This window comes from Streptococcus sp. VTCC 12886 (genome assembly GCF_049893425.1).
Classification (GTDB): Bacteria; Bacillota; Bacilli; order Lactobacillales; family Streptococcaceae; genus Streptococcus; species Streptococcus suis_AA.
Genome location: NZ_JBMVJB010000020.1, coordinates 1 through 22,117, shown reverse-complemented (window position 1 = coordinate 22,117; position 22,117 = coordinate 1). Strand labels below are relative to the sequence as shown.

Here is a 22,117-nt window from a genome sequence, read left to right as displayed (position 1 = left end):
GAGATTAAAATGGAAGATTATAACTTAACAAATGCACAAAAACGAATTATATATACTGAAGAAATATATTGTGAACCAAGAATATCAAATGAAGGAGGTTTTTACAAAATTTCTACACCTTTTAATTTATGTAAATTAATCGATGCAGTTGTTTCGGTTCTTAATTCTTCGAAGATCTTTAGAACAACTTTTCTATTGAAAAATGACGAAATCATTCAGAAATATCGTGATTTTAAATTTGATGACTCTATAGTGAACATCTTTTTTGACAAAAAAGAATTTGAAAATTATAAAAGGGTCTGTTTAAATTCCAAATTTGATATTTACAAAGATTTTTTATTTAAATTTGGAGTTTACCAAAATGAAGATGGTGGTCAACTATTTGTAATGTTTCATCATTCGATTGTAGATGCATATTCAATAGGATTAATTGCAGGAGCCATTTTTGATATTTATAATGGGCATGAATTTAATATTGGAACAGAGTATATTGAATACTTACAAGAAGAACAAAGATATTTGAAAGATACTGGAAAATTTAATGAGGATAAAGTATATTGGGAAAATAGATTATATAACTGTAAAAATTCATTTGAAAGCATCCCTGAAAATCCTTCGTCGGAGAAAATTTTAATTCGTTTAGATGATAACTATTTGGAAAGATGGGAATTGTTCCTAAGGAAAAATCACTTAAATGAAAATATCTTTTTGATAACGTTATTATGTATTTACAAATATAGAATTACTGACGAAAAAAATGGGATATTGGGGGTTCCCTATTATAACAGGCGAAATAAACGTTTTTATAACAGCTTTGGAATGTTCACAAGTACAGTCCCATTTTTATATTCTTTGTCTGGTGAAGAAAGCATTATCGACGCTTATAAAGGTATCAAGAGAAATTTTCTAAAAGATATTAAACATTCTGGATATCCTTATAATGAATTAATAAATAATCTTAAAGCAAATGGAAAAAACCTGTTTGAATGGAGTTTTAATTATTATGTAGATAATATGAATTACTTGGTTGAGGATTCTAAGGTAGTTGTAAAGGAAGAAACACCGAACTATTTACCAGTTCCGATAAGTATAATTTACAGAAGATTCAAAAATCAGAAAAATGAGTTAGAGCTTATTTATAATAAAAGAATATACACTAGAGAGAAAATCAATTCGTTAATCAAAAATTTCTTTAACTTTACAATAAATATTATTCATTGTGAAACTGTGGAAAAGATATCAAAAATTCAGATAGCAAAGCCTGAGTTTATAAGCAAAATAATTGAAAGAGAAAGTAAGTCATTAAACAATTTTGACAAAAACGTCAATTTATCATTAATAGATAGGGTCATGGAAATTTCTAAAGAATTTCCCAATAACATCGCTTTAAGATTAGGTCATTCAACAATTACCTATGAAACTCTATTTAAATTGATAGAAAATAGAGTTACTTATTTAAAGAACATTATCAAAGAAGGGGATAAAATTGGAGTAATTGGATATAAAGAATTCGATACATTTATTAATATTCTTTCATTAGTGCAAATGGGGATAACTTATGTGCCAATTGATCCAGAATACCCTCAAAAAAGGCAGAAATTTATTTTAGAAGACTCAAATTGTAGTTATTATATAGATCATAATGAATTAAAAATTAATCCAAACTATAAGCTAAATAGTACTTCAAGCGATCCTACTCCTCTTTACATTTTATATACTTCTGGAACTACAGGGACTCCGAAAGGAGTCATGATACCAGAAGCTGGAATAATAAGACTAATTAACGATAATAATTTAGAAAAATTATCTGATGGATATGATACGTTCTTACAGCTAAATTCTTTAGGATTTGACATTTCTGAATTGGAGATATGGCTACCTTTAACTAGTGGAAAGACTTTAGAAATTATCCCTAAAAATTATATATTCGATATAGAAAAATTATCACAAATTTTAGAATCTGATCGTAAATTTGCTTCAATAATGTCATTTACCTTACTTCAGGAACTTTTTTCTTATGATAATGAATTATTTAATCATATTAAATTCATAATAACCGGTGGCGAGATAGTCAAGAATAAGTTGATAGAAAATATTTATTATTCAAATGAAAATATAACAGTTGTTAATGGTTATGGTCCAACTGAAAATAGTGTATTATCCACAATTCAAATAATAGGTAGGAGCAATAAAGAATCAATACCTATTGGAAAAAGTATTTCTGGATCTAGTACATATATTTTAGACCAGTTTGGAAATGTTTGTGCTCCTATGCAAGTTGGAGAAATCATTGTAGGTGGGGAAGGGGTAGCGAATGGCTATATAAATCGTGAAGAACTAAATAAAAAGAACTTTTTCTATTTAAATTCGCTTAACGGGGAAAAGTTGTATCGTTCTGGTGATTTTGGATATTATAACTACAAGTCTGAGATTATAATCATTGGTAGGAAAGATTCTCAAGTGAAAATTAATGGACAGAGAATTGAAATTAGTGAAATTGAGGAAGTTATTCAAAATATTTTAAATTCAAAAAACATAAAAATTATTGTTAGTGTTATTGATAATACATTGGTTTGTTTCCATACGAGCCCAGAAATAGATGACTCTAAACTAAGAAAAACTCTCTCAGAAGTGCTGACATCTGCCATGGTTCCTAAATATTTTATTAATATCTCAGAGTTACCTCTTACTGTAAATGGTAAATTAAATAATAAAATTCTTGCTGAAAAATTTAGAAAAGAAGTATCAAATATTTCTGCCAATAATGACAAAATTAATTTAGATAACATTGATTTGGATGTACAAAAAGAGATCGAGGATTTATTAATAAGAGAAATAAACTTTAGTCAAAGTTTTATCGAAAATGGAGGAGACTCGCTTTCAGCCATGAAATTGGTAAATTACATGAAGAAAAGGAATAAAAATATAAGAGTCTCAGAATTATTAAGTATGAAGTCTCTGGTAGAAGTGTTAAACAATAGTCATAAATCTGAGAATGATTTACAAATTTCCAAAGACAACAACTTATCTTCAGTGAAAGCTTCTGTAGTTCAAAAAAGTATATTTTTCGATGAAAAATTTAATCATATAAAATATAAATATAATTCTCCTTTAGTTTTTGAGCTCAGGGGAGTAACTCAAGTTAATGAAAATAAAATTTTGGATAAGATTTCAAAATTCATTTCGACTCAACGTATACTACATAGTTGTTTACTAATAGAAAATGGAGAGATTATTTTTAAAATTAACAACCATAAAATAGATATTGTAAGAAAAGAGATGAGTAGCGGAAGTTTAAATGATATTATTAAAAGTTCTTTAGCGGATTTTGATGTAGAAAAGAATCTATTTTGTTGTAATTATATTAGTCTACAAAATAAAAGATTTTTAATTTTCGATTTTCACCACGCTATTTTTGATGGAGAATCACGTGAGCTATTTACAAAAAATCTAAAAGACTTTTTAAATGGTATTGAAAATGAACCTTCTGAGGTAGACTATTTTGACTATTTAAATTCAATCGATGAAAAAGATGATATTGAAGATGAGAAATTCTGGAAAAATGAAATTCAAAGTTTAGGTAATCTTTCAAATGATATAGTACAGAATTATGATGTACAAATTTCAAAATATTACCCTATTGACATAAGCTCAAAGATAATAGCTAAGCTTTTAAAAGTTTCTAAAGCAACATCCGTGACCGTTAGCACCTTATTATTGTCAGCTTTGTTTTTAACTAAAAATAATATCTCACATAAATCAAGCAATACGATAGGAATTACAATTTCAACTAGGTCAAATGAAGTTACTTCAAAAATTATTGGACCATTTTTTAATACACTGCCATTATCTGTTTCAGAAAATAATATTTCAAATGATTTAAAATTTGTTAATAAAATAGGGGAAAAGGTTAATGAATTAGTTAATCACTGTCAGTATCCATTTAATAAAATTGATTCGATGTACAAAGCGTACTGTGGTGAATACGCAAATAATATAATGGATTGGATGTATGTTTATAACCATGACAAAAAACTAGAATTTGAAAATGAAGGAATTAAATTTAAGTCAATAGACATTTTAGACACGGTTCAAGCAAAATATAGTTTATCACTGCTCGTAAATATTAAAGGGGATAATAATTTTTCGATTGGATTTGAAAGTAAATCTCAGTGTTACAACGGAAAGAAAATTCAGGATATAATTCTAGAATTTGAAAGAAGTCTTGATGAGATGCTTTCTTTTTTAGAGGATAAAGGAGAAAATAATGGAATATAGTTTTTATGATATAGTTTCTAAATTTAATGACCAGCCAAATAAGATAGCAATTGAAACGGACTATAGTAATATAACTTATGAAGAGCTTTTTAATAGAGTTGATAGTTATAGTAAGAAGATAGAACAAGTAGGATTACTTCCTGGATCTAAGGTAATAGTTCATATGAGTAGAGGTCCAGAGTACATTATTACGATTTTATCATTGTCTAAACTTGGAATAACTTTTGTACCAATAGATATTACTTACCCAAAAGAACGAATAGATTTTATTCAAAATGATTGTCAAGCGAATGGAATTATAACTGACTATAAATATGATGATTTAACAGTTGTTGATTATCTAAAAATAGATGATAATATAAACCTTACTTTTAATTATTTTGGCAAAAGAGAAAATGATAGTAATGAAAAAATTGCATATATAATTTATACATCTGGTAGTACTGGAAAACCTAAGGGTGTTCAAATATCGAACAAAGGATTTAGTTATTTAAAAGAGTTGTTCAATGAACATTTGAAGTTGAGTAAAGATGATAAAATTTTACAATTCGCTAGCATTTCTTTTGATGCTTCTATTTGGGAAATTTCAATGGCCTTAACGAACGGTCTTACATTAGCCATATTTTTAGACAGTGATAAAGATAAAAATTTATTTGAGACTTTCGTAAAAGATCATTCTGTGACTGTTGCCACCTTACCTCCATCTTATTCCGAATTGCTTAGTGAAGAAGTAATTTCTCAATTTGATTTACTGATTACTGCTGGTTCTGAACCCCATAAAAAATTGCTTGAAAAAATCAATTTAGAAGAAACTAGATATATAAATGCATATGGACCTACTGAATGTACAGTATGTGCTTGCTTGTGGGAAGCAAAAGACTTAAAAGAATTAGACTCTAATCAAATCCCTATTGGAAATATAAGCCAAGATAATCTTCTGATTGATGATAGTGGTGAACTATGTGTATCTGGAAAAGGTTTATCAGTCGGATATCTAAATCGAGATATTTTGAATCAAAAAAACTTTTTTTATTTAAATGGATTACGATACTACAAAACGGGTGACTTAGTAAATACTGATAAGCATGGGAACCTATATTTTCGAGGACGTAATGATAATCAGGTGAAGTTTAACGGCTATCGTATAGAACTCGAAGAGATTGAACGATCAATATTTGATTTAGCCCCATCAATTATTGATACAGCTGTAACAGTACTTAATGAGACTTTGGTATGTTTTTATATGGGGAATATCAATGTTTCTGAAGTGAAAAGAGAATTAGAAACTAAGCTACCTATTTATATGGTTCCTTCTCTTTTCCAACATGTAGAGTCTTTTATATATAATACCAGTGGTAAAATTGACAGAAGTAAATTAACGATTAAAACCAAAGAGCAGCATTTTCAGAATTCAGATAATCGACTTGATTCAAAATTAGAAGAAATTTTAAGTGAAATCTTGCCAGTTGAGGTAAGTAATCCTGATGAAAGTTTAATGGAGTATGGCTTAAACTCATTAGGGCTCATTAATCTAGCTGCTAAAGTAAAAAACATTTATGGAATAGATATTTCTATTGAAGAAATTTCTAAAAATTGTACCTTTAACGGTTTATTGAATATTCTGTCGCATAAAAATGAGAATTTAGAACTTATCAAAAATGATGAAGTCACACATGATGTGGAAAATGAAAATGAGTGGTTTCCTCTGACAAATATTCAGGAATCTTATTTACTAGGAAGAAATAATTTTTCTGAAATGGGCGGTTATGGAACACATGGTTATTTTGAAATTAAAACTCAATTAGATCCTGTAAGATTATCAAATGCTCTAAATAAAGTTATTTCAAGTCAAGGTATGCTCAGGGCAATCTTTTCTGAAGACTTACAGCAAAAGATACTCCCTGATACATTAAAATATCAGATGAACATTTTAGACATGAGTAGTTCGACCCAAGAAGAGATTGATAAAGAAATAGAAAGAAGAAGAGATAGGTTAAGCCATCAAGTTTTTGATTACACGAAATGGCCACTGTTCGATATTAGTGCTTTATGTGTTTCCGAAAAATATACTATTTTGTTTATTAGTATTGATGGTTTATTGGCAGATGCCAAAAGTATGAAGATTTTTGCCAGTCAATGGTTAGCGGCTTATAATGGAGCCGATACTAGCAAATTAAAACCTAGAATATCATTTAGGGATTATATTATACATACAAATGATGATAGTGAAAATAAAGAGAGAGCCAAAACATTTTGGTTGAATAAACTAGACAAGCTTCCTGAATCTCCCCATATTATTGACAAAGATGCAGAAGCTGCGGTAGAGAATACCTTTTCTAGAGAATCGCTATTTTTAAATAAACAATCTTGGGTTTTGATTAAAGAATTTTGCCACAATAACCATATTACACCTACGGCCTTCTTTATACAAATTTATTTTGATACTTTGAAAAGATGGAGTCAAAATAAAAAGTTCACAATTAATTTAAGTGTTTTTAATAGAAAAAATATACACGAAGATATTGATAATCTGATTGGTGATTTTACAAGTAACATATTTTTAGATAATCGGAATCAAGATGTTGAGGATAATTTTATTGAAAAAGTAACCTCCGTACAAGATGATCTGTTTTTAGCAATAGATAATATTTCATTTGATGGCATTGATTTTTTAAGGGCATATGCAAATAAGTATAAAAAAAATTTAATTGTTCCTTATGTAGTTACTAGTCTAATTTCAGAGGAGACAACAAAACAAGCAGCTGATTATTTAGGAGAATTGACGTACGGAATAAGCCAAACTCCTCAAGTATATATTGATATGCAAATTTCAAATAGTCATGAAGGAGTATTAATAAATTGGGATTATTCAAATCAAAAATTTACTAAAGAGTTTATGCTTAAGATCATTGAAGTTTTTGAGAAAAATATTACTTCAGTTTTAAATGGTAAGAAAAATATCGATACAGAATTACCCAATAGTGATAAGTTAATAATCCAAGAATATAATAATACTACTACATTAGACTATGATTCTTGCAGGTTAGAACAACTATTCTTTAATACAGTAGAGAAATATCCAAATCAGATTGCTATTAAGGATAAAGACTGTAGTTATACATATTCTCAATTAGAAGAAAAAGTCAAACAAAGAGCTTCTGATATAAAACAAACAGTTGGAAAAAAAGGTCAAAAAATTGGTATTGTTGATGAACGTAATTGTCAGACTATTATTGATTTAATTAGTATTTTATATAGCGGTAATACTTATGTTCCTATTGAAAAAGATTGTCCATCAGAGAGATTAACATATATAAAAAACGTTGCAGAAATAGAATATATGATTAATGACATTGATAAAATAGAACAATTAGAAAAAGTTGATGGAGAAAATGACGAAGAACAAGTAGCTTACGTAATTTTTACTTCTGGTAGTACAGGAAAGCCCAAAGGGGTAGCTGTATCTCACAGAAGTGCTGTAAATACAATTATTGATATCAATAAACGGTTTAAACTGAATAGTAATGATAACTTTATACTTTTATCTTCCTTAAGTTTTGACTTATCTGTCTTTGATATTTTTGGCTCTCTTGCTATTGGAGGAAGCCTCTATATTATTGATGATAGGAGAGATCTAGAGGAAATTAACAATATTATTAAGCAGGAGAAAATAACTGTTTGGAATAGTGTTCCATCAACTATGAAGGCGTATTTAAATTACAGCAATAATGAAATTTTTAATATAGGTAAAATTGGTGATGAGTTCGAAAATCTGACAAGCTTAAACAATCTTATCGATGAAAATATAGTATTTAACAAGGAAGCTAATGACAATTATAAGAGTAGCTCTACGAGTAGGTTTGTCATTAGTAATTATAATGAAAAAATAAATCTCCCATCAAATAATAATTTTCCTGATTTTATTCTAAGTAGGAAGTCCACAAGAAGTTTTAGTGAAAAAGACATAATACCAATGAATAAATTCTTTAAGGTTATATCCTCGCTAGGAAAAATTAAAAGCAATGATACTTCTCATTATCTTTATCCATCTGCAGGAGGGCTTTATCCTATTGATGTATACATTTCTGTCGAAAATAATAAAATTGAAGGAATAAGCGGGGGTATTTATTATTATAATCCAATAGCTAATACGATCTATAAAATTTATAATAGTCCTCTTGAAAGCAATGTACATTATTATAGTAATCAAAAAATCTCGGAACACTCAAGTTTTACTATTTTATTAGTATATAATTTAGAAGCAAATATTAGAAAATATGGTAGTGATGGATATAAATATGCCTTAATTGATTCTGGATATTTAGGACAGCATGTTACTACAGTTGCAAATATCAATGGAATTGCATCTTGTGTTATTGGGGCAGCAGATAGTGAATTAATTGCAAAACGTCTCTCATTATCGGCTAATCAAATGTTTCTAAATTGTATTATTTTTGGTAGTGAAACTAATCAGCAAGATTATGAATTGAATGAAATAAAAGTTCAAAATATTTCAGTCTCAGAAAATTCCTTAAATAAAATTAGTGAAAAATTTAGTTCTTTAAGAGTTATTATGTTGAGTGGTGACTACATTCCCTTGGATCTACCAGATAAAATTTTTGATAGGTTTGGAGGAGAAGTTGCTTTGTATAGTTTAGGTGGAGCAACTGAATGTAGTATATGGTCAATATATTATCCAATATCAAAAGTTGAAGCAAAATGGAAAACTATACCGTACGGATATCCGCTGGGTAATCAAAAAATTTGGATCATGGATGAAGACTTAAATATCAGTCCAGTTGATGTATTAGGTGAAATTGTTATTGGCGGTGTTGGCGTAGGAGAAGAATATCTAAATAATCCTATAAAAACTTCTGAATCTTTTGTAAATCATTCGCATTTTGGAAAAGTTTATAGGACAGGAGATTTTGGTATTCTGAGAAAGAAGGGCACTATTGAATTTATGGGAAGACTAGATAATCAAGTGAAGATTAATGGTTATCGTGTAGAACTTCCGGAAATTGAAAAAGTAATTAAAGATAATTGTGATGTTCAAGATGTAGTAGCGATTATTGATAGTACAGAAAGTGGTAATAGTAAGCTTATTTGTTTCGTTCAGAGTGAAATTAATTCTAACTTGTATGAATATATTATAGAAAAAATAAAAAACAAACTTCCTGTATATATGATTCCTCAAGAAATTCATAAGGTTGAAAAGATTCCGGTTACAGAAAATGGTAAAGTGGATAAGAAAAAATTATTAGCAGATGCCATAAGTTATAAAAAGAATGATTTAGAATCAGCTGATAATTTATTATCTGAGCAACAGTTAGATGAAACAGAAAAAAGGGATGACGAGTACTTACTAGTAGAGATTCGACAAATTTTCTCTAGCATTCTTGAAGTAAATGATTTTTCAAATGATAGTACTATTTTTGAGCTTGGAGGAGACTCTATAAATATTGTTAGTATTCAAAAACAGATTGAAAAAAGATATGGAGTCAGCTTAAAAATAATTGATGTTTTTGAGAATAATACAGTTAATAAGCTTGTAAACTTTTTAGAATCGAAAAATAAAGTAAAAGTTATTGGTGCTCGTTTTACTTCGTCATTTTTGACAAATAAATCTGGTGATGAAACGGTAGAAGAAACAGTCAAATTAGTTAAGAAAAGTGAATTTAGAATTGTTTTTGAAGCATTAGTACTTATATTACTAGATGTTATAACTAATACTAAATTTGATATTTCGTATGATTGTGACAACAATAATTCTGAGACAACAAAAATTATTAGATTCAGAAAAGAATATTTAAAACTTGATAGAGTAAATTTAGATACTACTTTTTCAGAATTAATTGAACAAGCAAAATTTGAAACGTCACTTAACTTAACTAGTGATGGAGGAATTATGATAAGTTATACCAATTTAGTAGAACGGTATAAACTTAGTACAGCTGACTTAGTGTTTTACTTCAATGAAGAAAACTCTGAACTCAAAGCGAAATTTAATTCTTGCAAATTGCAAGATTCAAGCATTAAAGTCCTACTTGATAATGTAGCTAAGGTATCAGAGAGATTAAATTAAGATTTACGGGAGGAACGTATGATAAACAATGCAGCCATATTTCCTGGACAAGGAAATTTGTCGTTAGAGAAATTCAGAAAACTCATTGGAGAAAATCTTGAGGCTCAAAGAATTCTAAACAAAGCCATGAATACGATTGGGAAAAAAAGTGAAGACTTTTTTCAAGGTGATGTTCAAAACAGTACATATAATTCCCAAATTCTAACTTTTTTATCGTCGTATATACTTTTCCAGATATTTAAAAGAGATGTTCAAGATAAATTCTATATGTATGCAGGACATAGTTTAGGGGAAATTACAGCTCTAGTATGTGCTGATGTTGTTACATTTGACGAAGGGTTACTGTATGTAAATGAACGAGCTAAAGCAATGGAAGAGTGTACTACTGATAAGTTAGGTGGTATGACGGCTGTATTCCATAATGATCTTAATTTGCTAGAAAAGTTATCAAAACAATTTGAAGTTGGAATTTCGAACTATAATTCAAAAAAACAAATTGTTTTTTCTGGAAATCTAGAAAATTTAAATAAATTGGAATTTGAGTTACAAGAAAAATCAATACCTTTTAAAAGATTAAAAGTGGCTGGCGCATTTCATAGTAATTTAATGAAAAAAGCAAGTGAAAGCCTTGGGAAAATAAGATTGAACTATAATTCTGACAATATTGACAGAGTTTTTAGTAGTGCTTTAGGAAGATTTTATAATAAAGAAGATAATTTAACTCGTATTCTTTCAGAGCAGATAGTGATGCCCGTCCAATGGAATGTGGTTATTAATCAAATGAAAGAAAATAATATTACAAATATTATTGAATTTGGTACGCAACCTGTCTTGAAGAAGTTCTTTAATTCTAGTTACCCTAGTGTTTTTGATATTGTTAGTTCTTGTGATGAAGACTATGAAAATATTTATATAAAAAATTCATCAAATTTCTATTTGAAATTTTTAAAAAAAATTATATCAATTGCCGTTTGTAGTAAAAATAATTCTGATGATTTAAAAGGTTTCGAGGAATATAGAAACATATACCAAAATCTCTTGCAGAAATGTGATGATTTCATTTCGAATGATAGTATAGTAGATGTTTCGACTTGTCAGTTATTCTACGATACACTTTTTTCTAAGTTACTTCTCTTAAAATCTGTTCCAGAAAGTGAGATCATTGGTAGGAAGAATGAATTAAAGGAAAACTTTCATATTGGAGGTCTAAAATGGGAATTTTAGATGATATTGTTCTAGATAGTTACCAAGATACATCGGAAAAAAATAATAAGTATGCAATTATTGGAATTTCTGGCTTTTTTCCTGAGTCAGAATCAGTAGATGATTTTTTTAACAAATTGTTGAGAGGAAAAGATTTTATTAGAGATTTTCCTGAACAAAGAAAGAATGAAGTAAAAAAATTTGGAAATAAAATTTCTAAAGAGGATAAGTCATATAGACATGCAGCTTATTTGAATGATATTAGTAGTTTTGATAATGAACTTTTTCAATTAAGTGATGCAGAATCACGATTAATTGATCCTAAGCAACGATTGTTACTAATGACGGCTTATAGAGCTTTTGAAGATGCAGGCGTTTTGGAAGAACTTTCAAATACCCATACAGGCGTTTTTATTGGGAATAGTAATATGCTTAACTACAAATACTTTGATATCGTAAAAACTATTCGGCCAGATTTAGTTGATATTTCTAGTACAGGAAATATGGATTCAATGTTGTCCAGTAGAATTTCATATTATTTCAATTTAAAAGGACCAAGTGTAGTAATAGATACAGCCTGCTCTTCTAGTTTGTTTGCGGTAAATCAAGCAATTAATTCTATTTCGTGTGGCGAATGTGATCTTGCTTTGGTTGGTGGTGCACATATTCTAATGTATCCTGAAAACGTTGATGTGAGTTTAGGGATTGAATCTAAGGATGAACGAACACGAACTTTTGATGATGCAGCAGATGGAACGGGAGTGGGGGAAGCTGTTGGAGCAGTAGTAATAAAAAGATTAGATGATGCAATTGAGGATAAAAATTATATTTATTGTGTTATAGATGGTGTGTTATCCAATCAAGATGGCGATTCAATAAGTATAACTGCCCCAGATAGACGTGCCCAGAGTGAACTTCAATTATCGCTTTGGGAGAAAAGTTCATTTAATCCAGAAAAAACAGTATACGTAGAAGCACATGGAACCGCAACACATTTGGGTGATGATATTGAAATAAAAGCTTTAACTGATTCATTTAGAAATTACACCGACAAGAAGCAATTTTGTGGAATAGGTTCGGTAAAGACAAACATCGGTCATACAATAGATGCATCAGGCATATCTTCATTAATTAAATGTATTAAAATAATTGAGAATAAAATAATACCACCGACTATAAATTTTTCTTATCCTAATAGAAATATAGATTATGAAGATTCTCCATTTTACATAGTAGATAAAGCCAGAGAGATAGTTGAAGATGATTATAAAATATTAATTAACTCCTTTGGATTGAGTGGCACTAATACTCATATTATTTTAAGCCCTTTTCCTAATCGAGAAAGGAAAACAATTAAACCTAGACAATTCCATATTAAAAATTTCTGGGTAGATAGTAATGAAGAAACATTTCTATCAGAAGATAGTACGGAAAATATTTTAATTTCACTATTAGAACAAAAATTGGGGTTTTTAGATATTAATTCAAATACACAGATTGCAGATTTAGAATTAGACTCAATATTTATTACCAGAGTGTATTCAGAAATTAATAAATTATTTCCTAATTCAATAGAAATTGCTGATCTTTATAGTTTAGAAACAATTGGGGAATTAGCGAAAAAAATTGAAGAAAAAAGTATTATTCCTGATTTTAAAAATGGGACTTCAAAACTTGAAAATTCTTCCACTATTAACGATCCTAGTGAGGATGAATATGCAATTATTGGTATAGATTTAAATATTGGAAATAATCAAAACAAAGAGGAATTCTATAATTCTTTACTAGCTGGGGAAAAATTCACTAGCAGTCTGTCCCCTAAAAGGATTAAGATTGCTAATGAATTTGGGAACATCTATAATTTCACAGATTTGATTTTTAGGAAAGGAAATTATCTACAAAATATTGATTTATTTGATTATAACTTCTTCAATATTCCGAGATCTGAAGCTATGTTGATGGATCCGAATTCAAGATTAATGTTAACATCTGCATACAAAGCAATATTGGACGCTGGATATACAAAAGAGACAGTAGACAATAGAAAATGGGGAACTTTTATTTCATTTGGACAAGATTATCTTTTTAATTATGGTAGTCTAATCGCTTCACTGGATAACAAGAAAATTGGAATTTCTAACATAGGAAATATGTCAGCTATGATTTCTGGCAGAATTTCATATCTGTTGAACCTTAAAGGTCCAGCAATTACAATTGATTCTTCATGCTCTTCTTCTTTATCTGCTGTTTCACTAGCCGTTGATTCAATTAAAGATAAAAAATGTGAAGCAGCAATAGTTGGTGGAGTTAAACTTAATTTTTGTCCGATAGATTCAGAAGAGAATGATATTGGTATTTTGGATAACTCAGAAAATTCCTCTGCATTTGATGATAAGGCAAATGGTACCTATACAGGGGAAGGTGTTGCGACAATCATAATAAAAAGCAAATCCAAAGCGATGGAGGATAATGATAGGATATATGCAACAATCTGTGGTATGGCAGTTAATCATGATGGAAAAACATCAGGTTTAACAGTTCCAAATCCTAATGCACAGACTAATGTTATTATGGATGCATGGAAAAATATAGAGGTGGAAGATTCTGATGAATTATATATTGAAACTCATGGAACAGCCACTAAATTAGGTGATCCAATAGAAATATCTGGAATCAATCATGCATTTAATTTTATGAGGGATAATAGTATTGGAATCGGATCTGTAAAAAATAATATAGGCCACTTATTTGAATTGTCGGGTCTGATTAGTATCATTAAGGCTGCGATGTCACTATATAATGAGAAAATTCCTAAAAATATTGGATTTATGTATCCAAATCAAAATATAAATTTCTCAAATTCTAAAGCATATATCAATGACCTAAATAAAGACATAGTGGGTAAAGAAACCTATATTGGTGTTAGTTCTTTTGGCTTTTCGGGAACAAATGCTCATATGGTTTTAAAAAAGGGACCACTTAACAAGAAACAATTTTCTACTTTCAAAGTTGAAAAACTGGATTTAGCGGAAGAGGCATGTTGGATATCTGATTATTTAAATCATACTACTGAGTCTAGTTCAGACAAAACAATCAAAGACCAACTAAATGAAGTATTCACAGATCTTTTTGGAAATCAAAAAGATCTTTCAGGAAATATTTATGAACTAGGCGGTGATTCTTTAACGGCTGCAGAGATAGCAGGACGATTGAATAAAATTTTTAATTTGAAATTAACAGTGGCAGATATATTAAGAAACAATTCAATTGATAGTTTATCTAATTTTTTATCAAATAATAATTTTAGTGAGAACACTAAAGAGATAGTAAAATCTAAAGTAAAGAATAGATATCTTGCAACACCACAGCAAATTAGAATGTATAAAATGTCAAAAAGTCATTTGGAAACAGGGTTAAATGTAAATATTTGTTTACATTTAAAAGGTGTGATAGATATTGAAAAATTGAACGTTGCATTTAATAAAATTATTGAGCAAAACGAAGCTTTCAGAACAAAATTTATAGAGGAAGCAGGACAAATTTTCCAAGTTATAAATCCATTTATGCAGGAAAATATTGAGGTTGAGCATGCTCCAATTGAAGAGTGGGAAAAAATAAAAGAGAATTTCATTAAGGTTTTTGATTTGAAAAACGGTCCCCTTTTTAGAATCAAGCTATTACAAAGTAGCTCTAATAATTCGATTTTGTTATTTGATGCACACCATATAATTTTTGATTTTCAATCAATGAAAGTATTTTTAAGTCAATTAATAACTCTATATAACAAACAAGAAGTTCCAGAATCTACTATTGATTATACAGATTATTCAGAATGGTACAACCAACAGATAAAAATAAATCATCAGTTGAAATTACAAGAATGGGTAAATGAATTAAAGGATGCACCAATTAATTTAGAGGTTTTACCAGCTACTATAAAAAGCAATACAGTAAGCTCAATCGGGCTTGCTATAGATTCAACATTGCTAGAAAAATTAGAAAAATATTCTGCAAAAGAAAACGTTAGTCTATTTTCGGTATTGTTAGCCGCTTATTTTAAAACAACTAGTGCAATTGAGAAAAATGATAAACAAGTTGTTGGGATACCGGTATCTGGCAGAGATTTTGGTAATGTCAATAATGTAATTGGTCTTTTTAGAAATTCTCTCCCTATTTATGTGGACTTATCTAAGGTCAGAAATGATAGCGAATTAGTTTTAAAAACACAATCTAGAATTTTGTCTGCTATGGAAAAACAGGAAATACAGACATATGAAATAGAAGAAGCAATGGGAGAAAATAATTTATTTAATAATTATTTTATTTACCAAGATTCAATTAGTTCTGATAATTTTAAAATGGATGGTTTAAAAATTCAAACTGAATTGATAAGAAAACAAGGTATGTTTAATATTAAATGGGAATTTGTGAAAATTGATGGATGCTTACAAGCCGTAATCGAATATCGAAATGAACTATTCAATGAATCAGAAATAATGTATTTAAAGAAATATTTCCTTGAGATACTCAAAGGAATTATTAAAGAATGAGGGAAGAAATAATGGAAAATATTTTAGAAGTCAAAAAACTATCAAAAACGTATAAGAACGGAAGAAAAGCATTAGATAATTTAAATTTTAATGTTACAAAAGGCGAGATTCTTGGTTTCCTAGGACCAAATGGGGCGGGAAAAAGTACGACTATAAATATTTTATCTACCTTATTGCAATCTGATGAAGGTGAAATAATATATTTTAATAATGAAAATTTGTCCATCAAGGATGTAAAGAAACAACTCGGAATCGTTCCTCAAGAATTAGCGATCTATGAAGATATCTCTGCCTCACAGAATGTCAAATTCTTTGCTTCTTTATATGGAGTAAAAAAAAGTGAAATCAATGAAAAAGTTGAAAATGCATTAAAAAAAGTAGGACTTGAAGACAGAAAAGATGATAAACCGTCAACTTTTTCTGGTGGTATGAAAAGACGTCTGAATATTGCATGTGCAATAGCACACAGCCCTAAATTGATTATTTTTGATGAACCAACTGTGGGTATTGATCCACAATCTAGGAATCATATTCTAGATTCAATTAAGAATTTAAGGGATGAGGGAGCTACTATCATTTACACAACTCATTATATGGAAGAAGTACAACAAATTTGTGACCGTGTCATTATCATGGATGGAGGAGTAGTACTTTTGAATGATTCTCTTGATGATATTTTAGAACATTATAGTAATTCTAATTATCAAGTTAGAGTAGATCAGCAGTTCTCTCCGGCAGTGTTAGATGAAATTCGTGAATTAACAAATGTTAAAGAGGTGAACCAAAAAGATGAATTTGAAATAATCTTTAGTATGGGTGAAGAGTCCATGCCGATTAATGCTGTACTGGAGGTTTTAATCAAGTTCAATCTAAATATTACTAGTATTACAATGGTCAAGAAAAATTTAGAAGATGTTTTCTTGCTACTAACTGGGAAAAAATTAAGAGATTAATAGTGGGGTCTGTAATGTTAACAATAATGAAACAAGATACGATGAATCTTTTAAAGAATAAACCAATCATGATGTATCTACTAATCTATCCGGTTGTCCTGATATTAGTAACAGGGTTTGTATTTGGTTCGATTTTTAGTGACGATATTTTAACATCATATGACTATTATGGTGTTACGATGATGATTTATTTATCGATGGCAACTGTAATTATATTACCTGAATTATTATTTGGAAGTAATGTGAAGTATGCAAATTACAGGATTGTATACTCGCCGATCCCACGTTACAAGATTTATTTATCCAAATTAATCGTTTCTATTTCTATTTCGTATTTTATCTTAGCAATTTATATGCTTGTTTTTAATAGCACAGGGTTAGTAAACTATGGTAAAACTAATATCGCCTATAGTTTATTACTTGACTTAGCTTTGGTAACCTTTTCTATCACATTTGGAGGTGCTTTCTGTGTGTTACTAAAAAGCGAAGATATTGCAACAAAAATTTTAAATTTAGCTATTAATGTTTTAGCAATTCTATCTGGTTTATTCTTTCCGATGTATATATTTGGGAAAAAAGTTGCTAATTTGTCTACCTTATCTCCAATTTCAAAAGTGATGTCAACATTTTTTAGTATAATTTACGATACAAATTATAGTTCTTATTTTAATACATTAGGAATTTTGTTACTATGTTCAGTACTATTTTTAATTATCATTCACTTTAAATATCGGCCTGAAAATTTTGGAGAGTAAAATGAAATTTATAATCTTAAGAAATAACTTGCAACGTTTTTTGAAAGAAAAATCATATATTCTTATATCTTTTTTACTAGTTTTTGTAACTATTGCAGCAACATCATTTGTTGTAACAATGAAAAGTCAAAAAGTAAAAATCGGTGTAACAAAAAATGCAATTGAACTATTGGAGATGAGCAATAATAACATTTCTGTCAAAGAAGTAGAAAGGGATGAGGATTATTATGTTAATTTAATAATGGGTAAGTACGATGCATATATTAATAAAGAGGATGGAAAATATAAAGTAACTACAGTAAGAAATTCAACTTTAGGTAAGAAATTAAGTCAGTATTTAAATAAAGGAAAATCTTTAACTGCTCCTACTTCTAGCGGTCATAATCATTATAAAATTATTATTACTGTTATGGCTATGAGTTCTATGATACTATCATTAATACTGTATAGATTCTATTTTGATGATAGAAATGGTCTAGATAAACGAATCTATCTAAGCGGAGTATCAAACTTTTCTTATGTTCTACAGCAGGTAATGTTTAATTTTTTAATTTTATCTATTACGAATTTATTAAGCAGCTTAATTTTACTCCCATTGTTTGATCTTGATATATCGTGGAACTTAGTACTATATATCCTCCTAATTGAGGTATTTTCAGCAAACTTTGGAATGGTTTTATCCACCTTGACTAAAAAAAATCAAGGGGCGCTATTAATAGGAACAATGGTATCTGTTCTGACTATGCTTCTTTCGGGTGCATTATTCTCTGTAAAAAAAGGTTCTATACAAGATAAGATACATTATATTTTTCCTCAGTATTATATTTCAAATTTAGGAAAAAATATTGATGGCCACTCAACTAATTTGACTCAATCGATTACAGTCATTGTAGGATATACACTTTTGTTTTTCCTAATTGCAAATTATATGCAAAAACAAAAAGTAGATAAATGATATATTTAAACTGATATTTAACTAATCGTGGATAGAATAATGTTTTACCATGATTTTAGCTACAGTATATTTTAATCTTGGTATTATACAAGTCTGCAAAATAGGCGATAATTGCTAGCAGATTCCATATTGTGGGAAATCTGTCTTAGTGAGATAGGTGCTAATATTCATCAATTCCTTTCTGAGAACTGCTATAGTAACAAAGGTAAAAAAAGCGTATCTCATCATTCTCATTGGTTATCTGTTAAATCTGTTGGATAAGGTTTTGGCATTATGGGAAAATTATATAGTTTTAGTATATTCAGTTTATCTTTTATTTCTTTTTAACTAGGTTTGCCGTACTAATCTAATATCAGTGCAACTTTAATCTTGTTATTTTGTTACATTTAAATTTTTTGGTTGGTAATCTAAAATAGATTACGGAATCATTTTATTAGTCTTTAGTTTGTAATAAAATAATGTTGTCATATTATGACAAATTTCGAGATTTTTTCTCAAAGTGACATATACTTTTTCTTAGGAGAAAGCTAGATGTACCAACGTATAAGAGATTTGAGAGAGGATCATGATTTCACTCAAAGGTTTGTTGCAAATTTACTTTCCTTCTCTCATACAAATTATGCAAAAATTGAGAGAGGAGAGGTTGCCTTAACGGCAGATGTTCTTGTGCAGCTTTCTAAACTCTATAACGTTAGTACGGATTACCTATTAGGATTAACAGATTGTTCGGATAGGATTAAACATAAAATAAAATAGTCTCTCCTTGATTTGTTCATTGACAATTGAATAAACCGAGGTGGGACTTTCTTATTTGTCGAGCAATTTAGTGAGATACGCCGTGATAGGAGCGAAAATTATTAGCTATAAAATAGAGTGGTTCTCTATCTGCCATGACCACAAATAAGGACAATGATACTTCTGAACGTTCAGGCTGCCAGCGTAAAAGGACAGCGGGTGAGACGCCCATGAGTGATTTAACCAATCATACCTACTGAGGAAATTATAGAGCAACACGTTATCAGGAGGAAAAGTTTTGGAACAATCAGTAGTAATATATAGTATGCAATTATCAATGCTTAACTTTTTATACTCAAGAAATATGCTATCTAAAAATGAGTATGAAAAAATTAAGAACAAACTGCGTATTAAGTACACAAAATAGCTGACCTTTTTATTTGAACGCGGTAATATAGAATCAAAAGGAGGGATTTCAGTTATGAAAACAAATAATGTTGAAATAATAAAAGCTGATTCTTTAGTTCGACGTAGAGGTGTCAATGTTGAAAGACATTTAAAAAGGGTTGCTGCTTATTGCCGAGTGAGTTCTGATAGTGAGGATCAGAAGAACAGTTATGAATCTCAGGTGAGGCATTATAAAGATTACATTTCTCAGCGTTCAGATTGGGAACTCGCTGATATATATGCAGATGAGGGGATTTCAGGAACTCAAGTAGGAAAGAGACAAGATTTTCAACGCTTAATCAATGATTGTGTAAATGGAGAAATTGATTATATTGTAACAAAAGCAATTGCTAGATTTGCAAGAAACACCTTAGATACTTTGAAATATGTCAGAATGTTAAAGGATATGCAAATTGGAGTTTATTTTGAGGAAGAGAACATTGATACCCTTACTATGGATGGAGAATTACTTCTAACCATTCTTAGCTCTGTTGCACAGCAAGAAGTAGAAAATACATCCGCACATGTGAAAAAGGGATTAAAAATGAAGATGCAACGTGGTGAACTGATAGGGTTCCAAGGGTGCTTGGGGTATGACTATGATGTAGAAACCAAACAACTTTCTATCAATAAAAAAGAAGCAAAAATAGTCCGCTATATCTTTGAAAGGTACTTAGAAGGTATTGGAGGGAAAGTTATAGCAAGGGAACTTGATGAACTAGGTTACAAATCTCCGAGAGGATTAGATCATTGGAATGATACAACAGTCTTAGGAATCATAAAGAATGAAAAATATAAAGGCGATATTCTAATGGGCAAAACTTTTACAGTGGATCCAATAAGCAAGAGACGTTTAAGTAATTTTGGTGAAGAAGATAAGTACTACATCAAAGACAACCATGAACCTATAATATCTAAAGAAGACTTTGAGAAAGCTCAGGAGATTAGACTGCGTAGAGCAGGGAATAAAAAGACAGTTGCGAATATAAATGGAAAACGTGAACGCTATTCAAAAATGTATGCTTTTAGTAGTATGTTAGAATGTGGCTTTTGTGGTTCATTATTGTCTAGGAGAAGTTGGCACTGTCGTTCAGATTATCGAAAAGTTGTGTGGCATTGTGTTACTTCGATAAAAAAAGGGAAAAAATACTGTAAACATAGTAAAGGATTAGAGGAACTGGCTATTGAGGGAGCTTTCATGGAAGCTTACAGACAACTCTATCATTCGAATGAAAATATAGTGTCAGATTTACTTGAAACGATTGAATCTGAATTAAATGACAATAGCCTAAACAAGGAACTAAAAAAGATTACTAATAAGCTTCGCACTTTACTAAAAAAAGAGGAGAATCTTGTAAATTTAAAACTAGAAGGGAAAATAAGTGATTCTATTTATAATGAAAAATATAATGAGCTCTCCTTAGAAAAAGAATATCTTGCAGAAGAAAAAGTAAATGTTGAAACAACATTGAAGTCAGAAATTGATGTTAAGAAAAGACTAACTGAGTTTAAACAATTACTGTCTTCACAGAAAATGCTTACTGAGTTTGATCGTACAGTTTTTGAGAGCATCGTTGAGAAAATTATTGTAGGTGGTGTTAATAGCGATGGTGAAATTGATCCTGCAATGTTAACCATAATTTTCAAAACAGGAGAAACTCAAAATAAGGACGGTAAACAATTTAAAAGTAAACGTAAAAATGCTAAACTAGAACCAGATGAATTGTGTCCTCAAAACTGTGACGAGGACAAAAAATTGTATTCTCAAGGAATAGACAACACATATAGAAGTAGTCGGTTTGTTAGAAAAACGCATTTAGGTTGTCCAGCTTGCTTACCTGTTTTCTGGCAAGCTGCTTCAAAGGTCCACTGGACCTTTGAACTCCCAAATACGCATCACGTGGAGTGTGTTGCTTTGCTCACTCGTGTGGAACGTTGATATAATAAGGTTTGAGCTGCTATGGATAATTCTGTAGTAGCTCTTTTTTGGTGTAAAAAAGACAATTTAAGGGCTAACCATAGAGTTGACAGAAATGCTTTTAAACTTTGAGTTGACAGGTTTTACACCGTAGAGTTGACGTAAGTGTCTAGAGTTTTGAGAAATAGAAAATTGTACCAAGAGAACGGAGAAATCCGTTCTCTTTTTCTGTTGTTTT

Annotated in this window: 9 protein-coding genes; all 9 read left to right on the top strand. The window is 29.6% G+C overall.

The annotated features are described in order from the left end of the window. The first annotated feature begins 9 nt into the window (after nucleotides 1-9). The 9 genes from ACPC57_RS07130 to ACPC57_RS07090 all read left to right on the top strand — a co-directional run bounded on the left by ACPC57_RS07130 (nucleotide 10) and on the right by ACPC57_RS07090 (nucleotide 21,900). Nucleotides 10-4,278, top strand: a complete 4,269-nt coding sequence (locus ACPC57_RS07130) for a condensation domain-containing protein (protein ID WP_434066591.1) — start codon at nucleotides 10-12, stop codon at nucleotides 4,276-4,278. After that, nucleotides 4,268-10,363 carry a D-alanine--poly(phosphoribitol) ligase subunit DltA gene (gene dltA / locus ACPC57_RS07125; protein WP_434066590.1) on the top strand — a complete coding sequence of 2,032 codons (6,096 nt, stop codon included), beginning with the start codon at nucleotides 4,268-4,270 and terminating at the stop codon, nucleotides 10,361-10,363. Before ACPC57_RS07130 ends, dltA begins: the two co-directional genes overlap by 11 nt. 18 nt (nucleotides 10,364-10,381) lie before the next feature. Further along, the gene (locus ACPC57_RS07120) at nucleotides 10,382-11,587 is read left to right on the top strand and encodes an ACP S-malonyltransferase (protein WP_434066589.1); all 1,206 of its coding nucleotides are present in this window, start codon (nucleotides 10,382-10,384) and stop codon (nucleotides 11,585-11,587) included. Then, a complete protein-coding gene (locus ACPC57_RS07115; protein WP_434066588.1) occupies nucleotides 11,575-16,116 on the top strand; it encodes a beta-ketoacyl synthase N-terminal-like domain-containing protein in 4,542 nt (1,513 codons plus the stop codon). Before ACPC57_RS07120 ends, ACPC57_RS07115 begins: the two co-directional genes overlap by 13 nt. An 11-nt stretch (nucleotides 16,117-16,127) precedes the next feature. Continuing rightward, entirely contained in the window at nucleotides 16,128-17,069 is a 942-nt protein-coding gene (locus tag ACPC57_RS07110; protein WP_180482496.1) for an ABC transporter ATP-binding protein, read from the top strand. A gap of 14 nt (nucleotides 17,070-17,083) precedes the next feature. Then, a complete protein-coding gene (locus ACPC57_RS07105; RefSeq protein WP_434066587.1) occupies nucleotides 17,084-17,824 on the top strand; it encodes an ABC transporter permease in 741 nt (246 codons plus the stop codon). A gap of 1 nt (nucleotide 17,825) precedes the next feature. After that, the gene (locus ACPC57_RS07100; RefSeq protein WP_434066586.1) at nucleotides 17,826-18,779 is read left to right on the top strand and encodes an ABC transporter permease; all 954 of its coding nucleotides are present in this window, start codon (nucleotides 17,826-17,828) and stop codon (nucleotides 18,777-18,779) included. 531 nt (nucleotides 18,780-19,310) lie between these two features. Continuing rightward, nucleotides 19,311-19,535, top strand: a complete 225-nt coding sequence (locus ACPC57_RS07095) for a helix-turn-helix domain-containing protein (protein ID WP_071519535.1) — start codon at nucleotides 19,311-19,313, stop codon at nucleotides 19,533-19,535. A 460-nt stretch (nucleotides 19,536-19,995) separates the two neighbouring features. Beyond that, nucleotides 19,996-21,900, top strand: coding sequence for a recombinase family protein (locus ACPC57_RS07090; RefSeq protein WP_434066585.1), 1,905 nt, complete (start codon nucleotides 19,996-19,998; stop codon nucleotides 21,898-21,900). The last annotated feature ends 217 nt before the right edge of the window (nucleotides 21,901-22,117 follow it).

Bases quoted from the DNA above. Each gene is read 5' to 3' on its own strand.
- ACPC57_RS07100 (WP_434066586.1), top strand. From the start codon at position 17,826: ATGAAATTTATAATCTTAAGAAATAACTTGCAACGTTTTTTGAAAGAA.
- ACPC57_RS07115 (WP_434066588.1), top strand. From the start codon at position 11,575: ATGGGAATTTTAGATGATATTGTTCTAGATAGTTACCAAGATACATCG.
- ACPC57_RS07095 (WP_071519535.1), top strand. From the start codon at position 19,311: ATGTACCAACGTATAAGAGATTTGAGAGAGGATCATGATTTCACTCAA.
- dltA (WP_434066590.1), top strand. From the start codon at position 4,268: ATGGAATATAGTTTTTATGATATAGTTTCTAAATTTAATGACCAGCCA.
- ACPC57_RS07110 (WP_180482496.1), top strand. From the start codon at position 16,128: ATGGAAAATATTTTAGAAGTCAAAAAACTATCAAAAACGTATAAGAAC.
- ACPC57_RS07090 (WP_434066585.1), top strand. From the start codon at position 19,996: ATGAAAACAAATAATGTTGAAATAATAAAAGCTGATTCTTTAGTTCGA.
- ACPC57_RS07105 (WP_434066587.1), top strand. From the start codon at position 17,084: ATGTTAACAATAATGAAACAAGATACGATGAATCTTTTAAAGAATAAA.
- ACPC57_RS07120 (WP_434066589.1), top strand. From the start codon at position 10,382: ATGATAAACAATGCAGCCATATTTCCTGGACAAGGAAATTTGTCGTTA.
- ACPC57_RS07130 (WP_434066591.1), top strand. From the start codon at position 10: ATGGAAGATTATAACTTAACAAATGCACAAAAACGAATTATATATACT.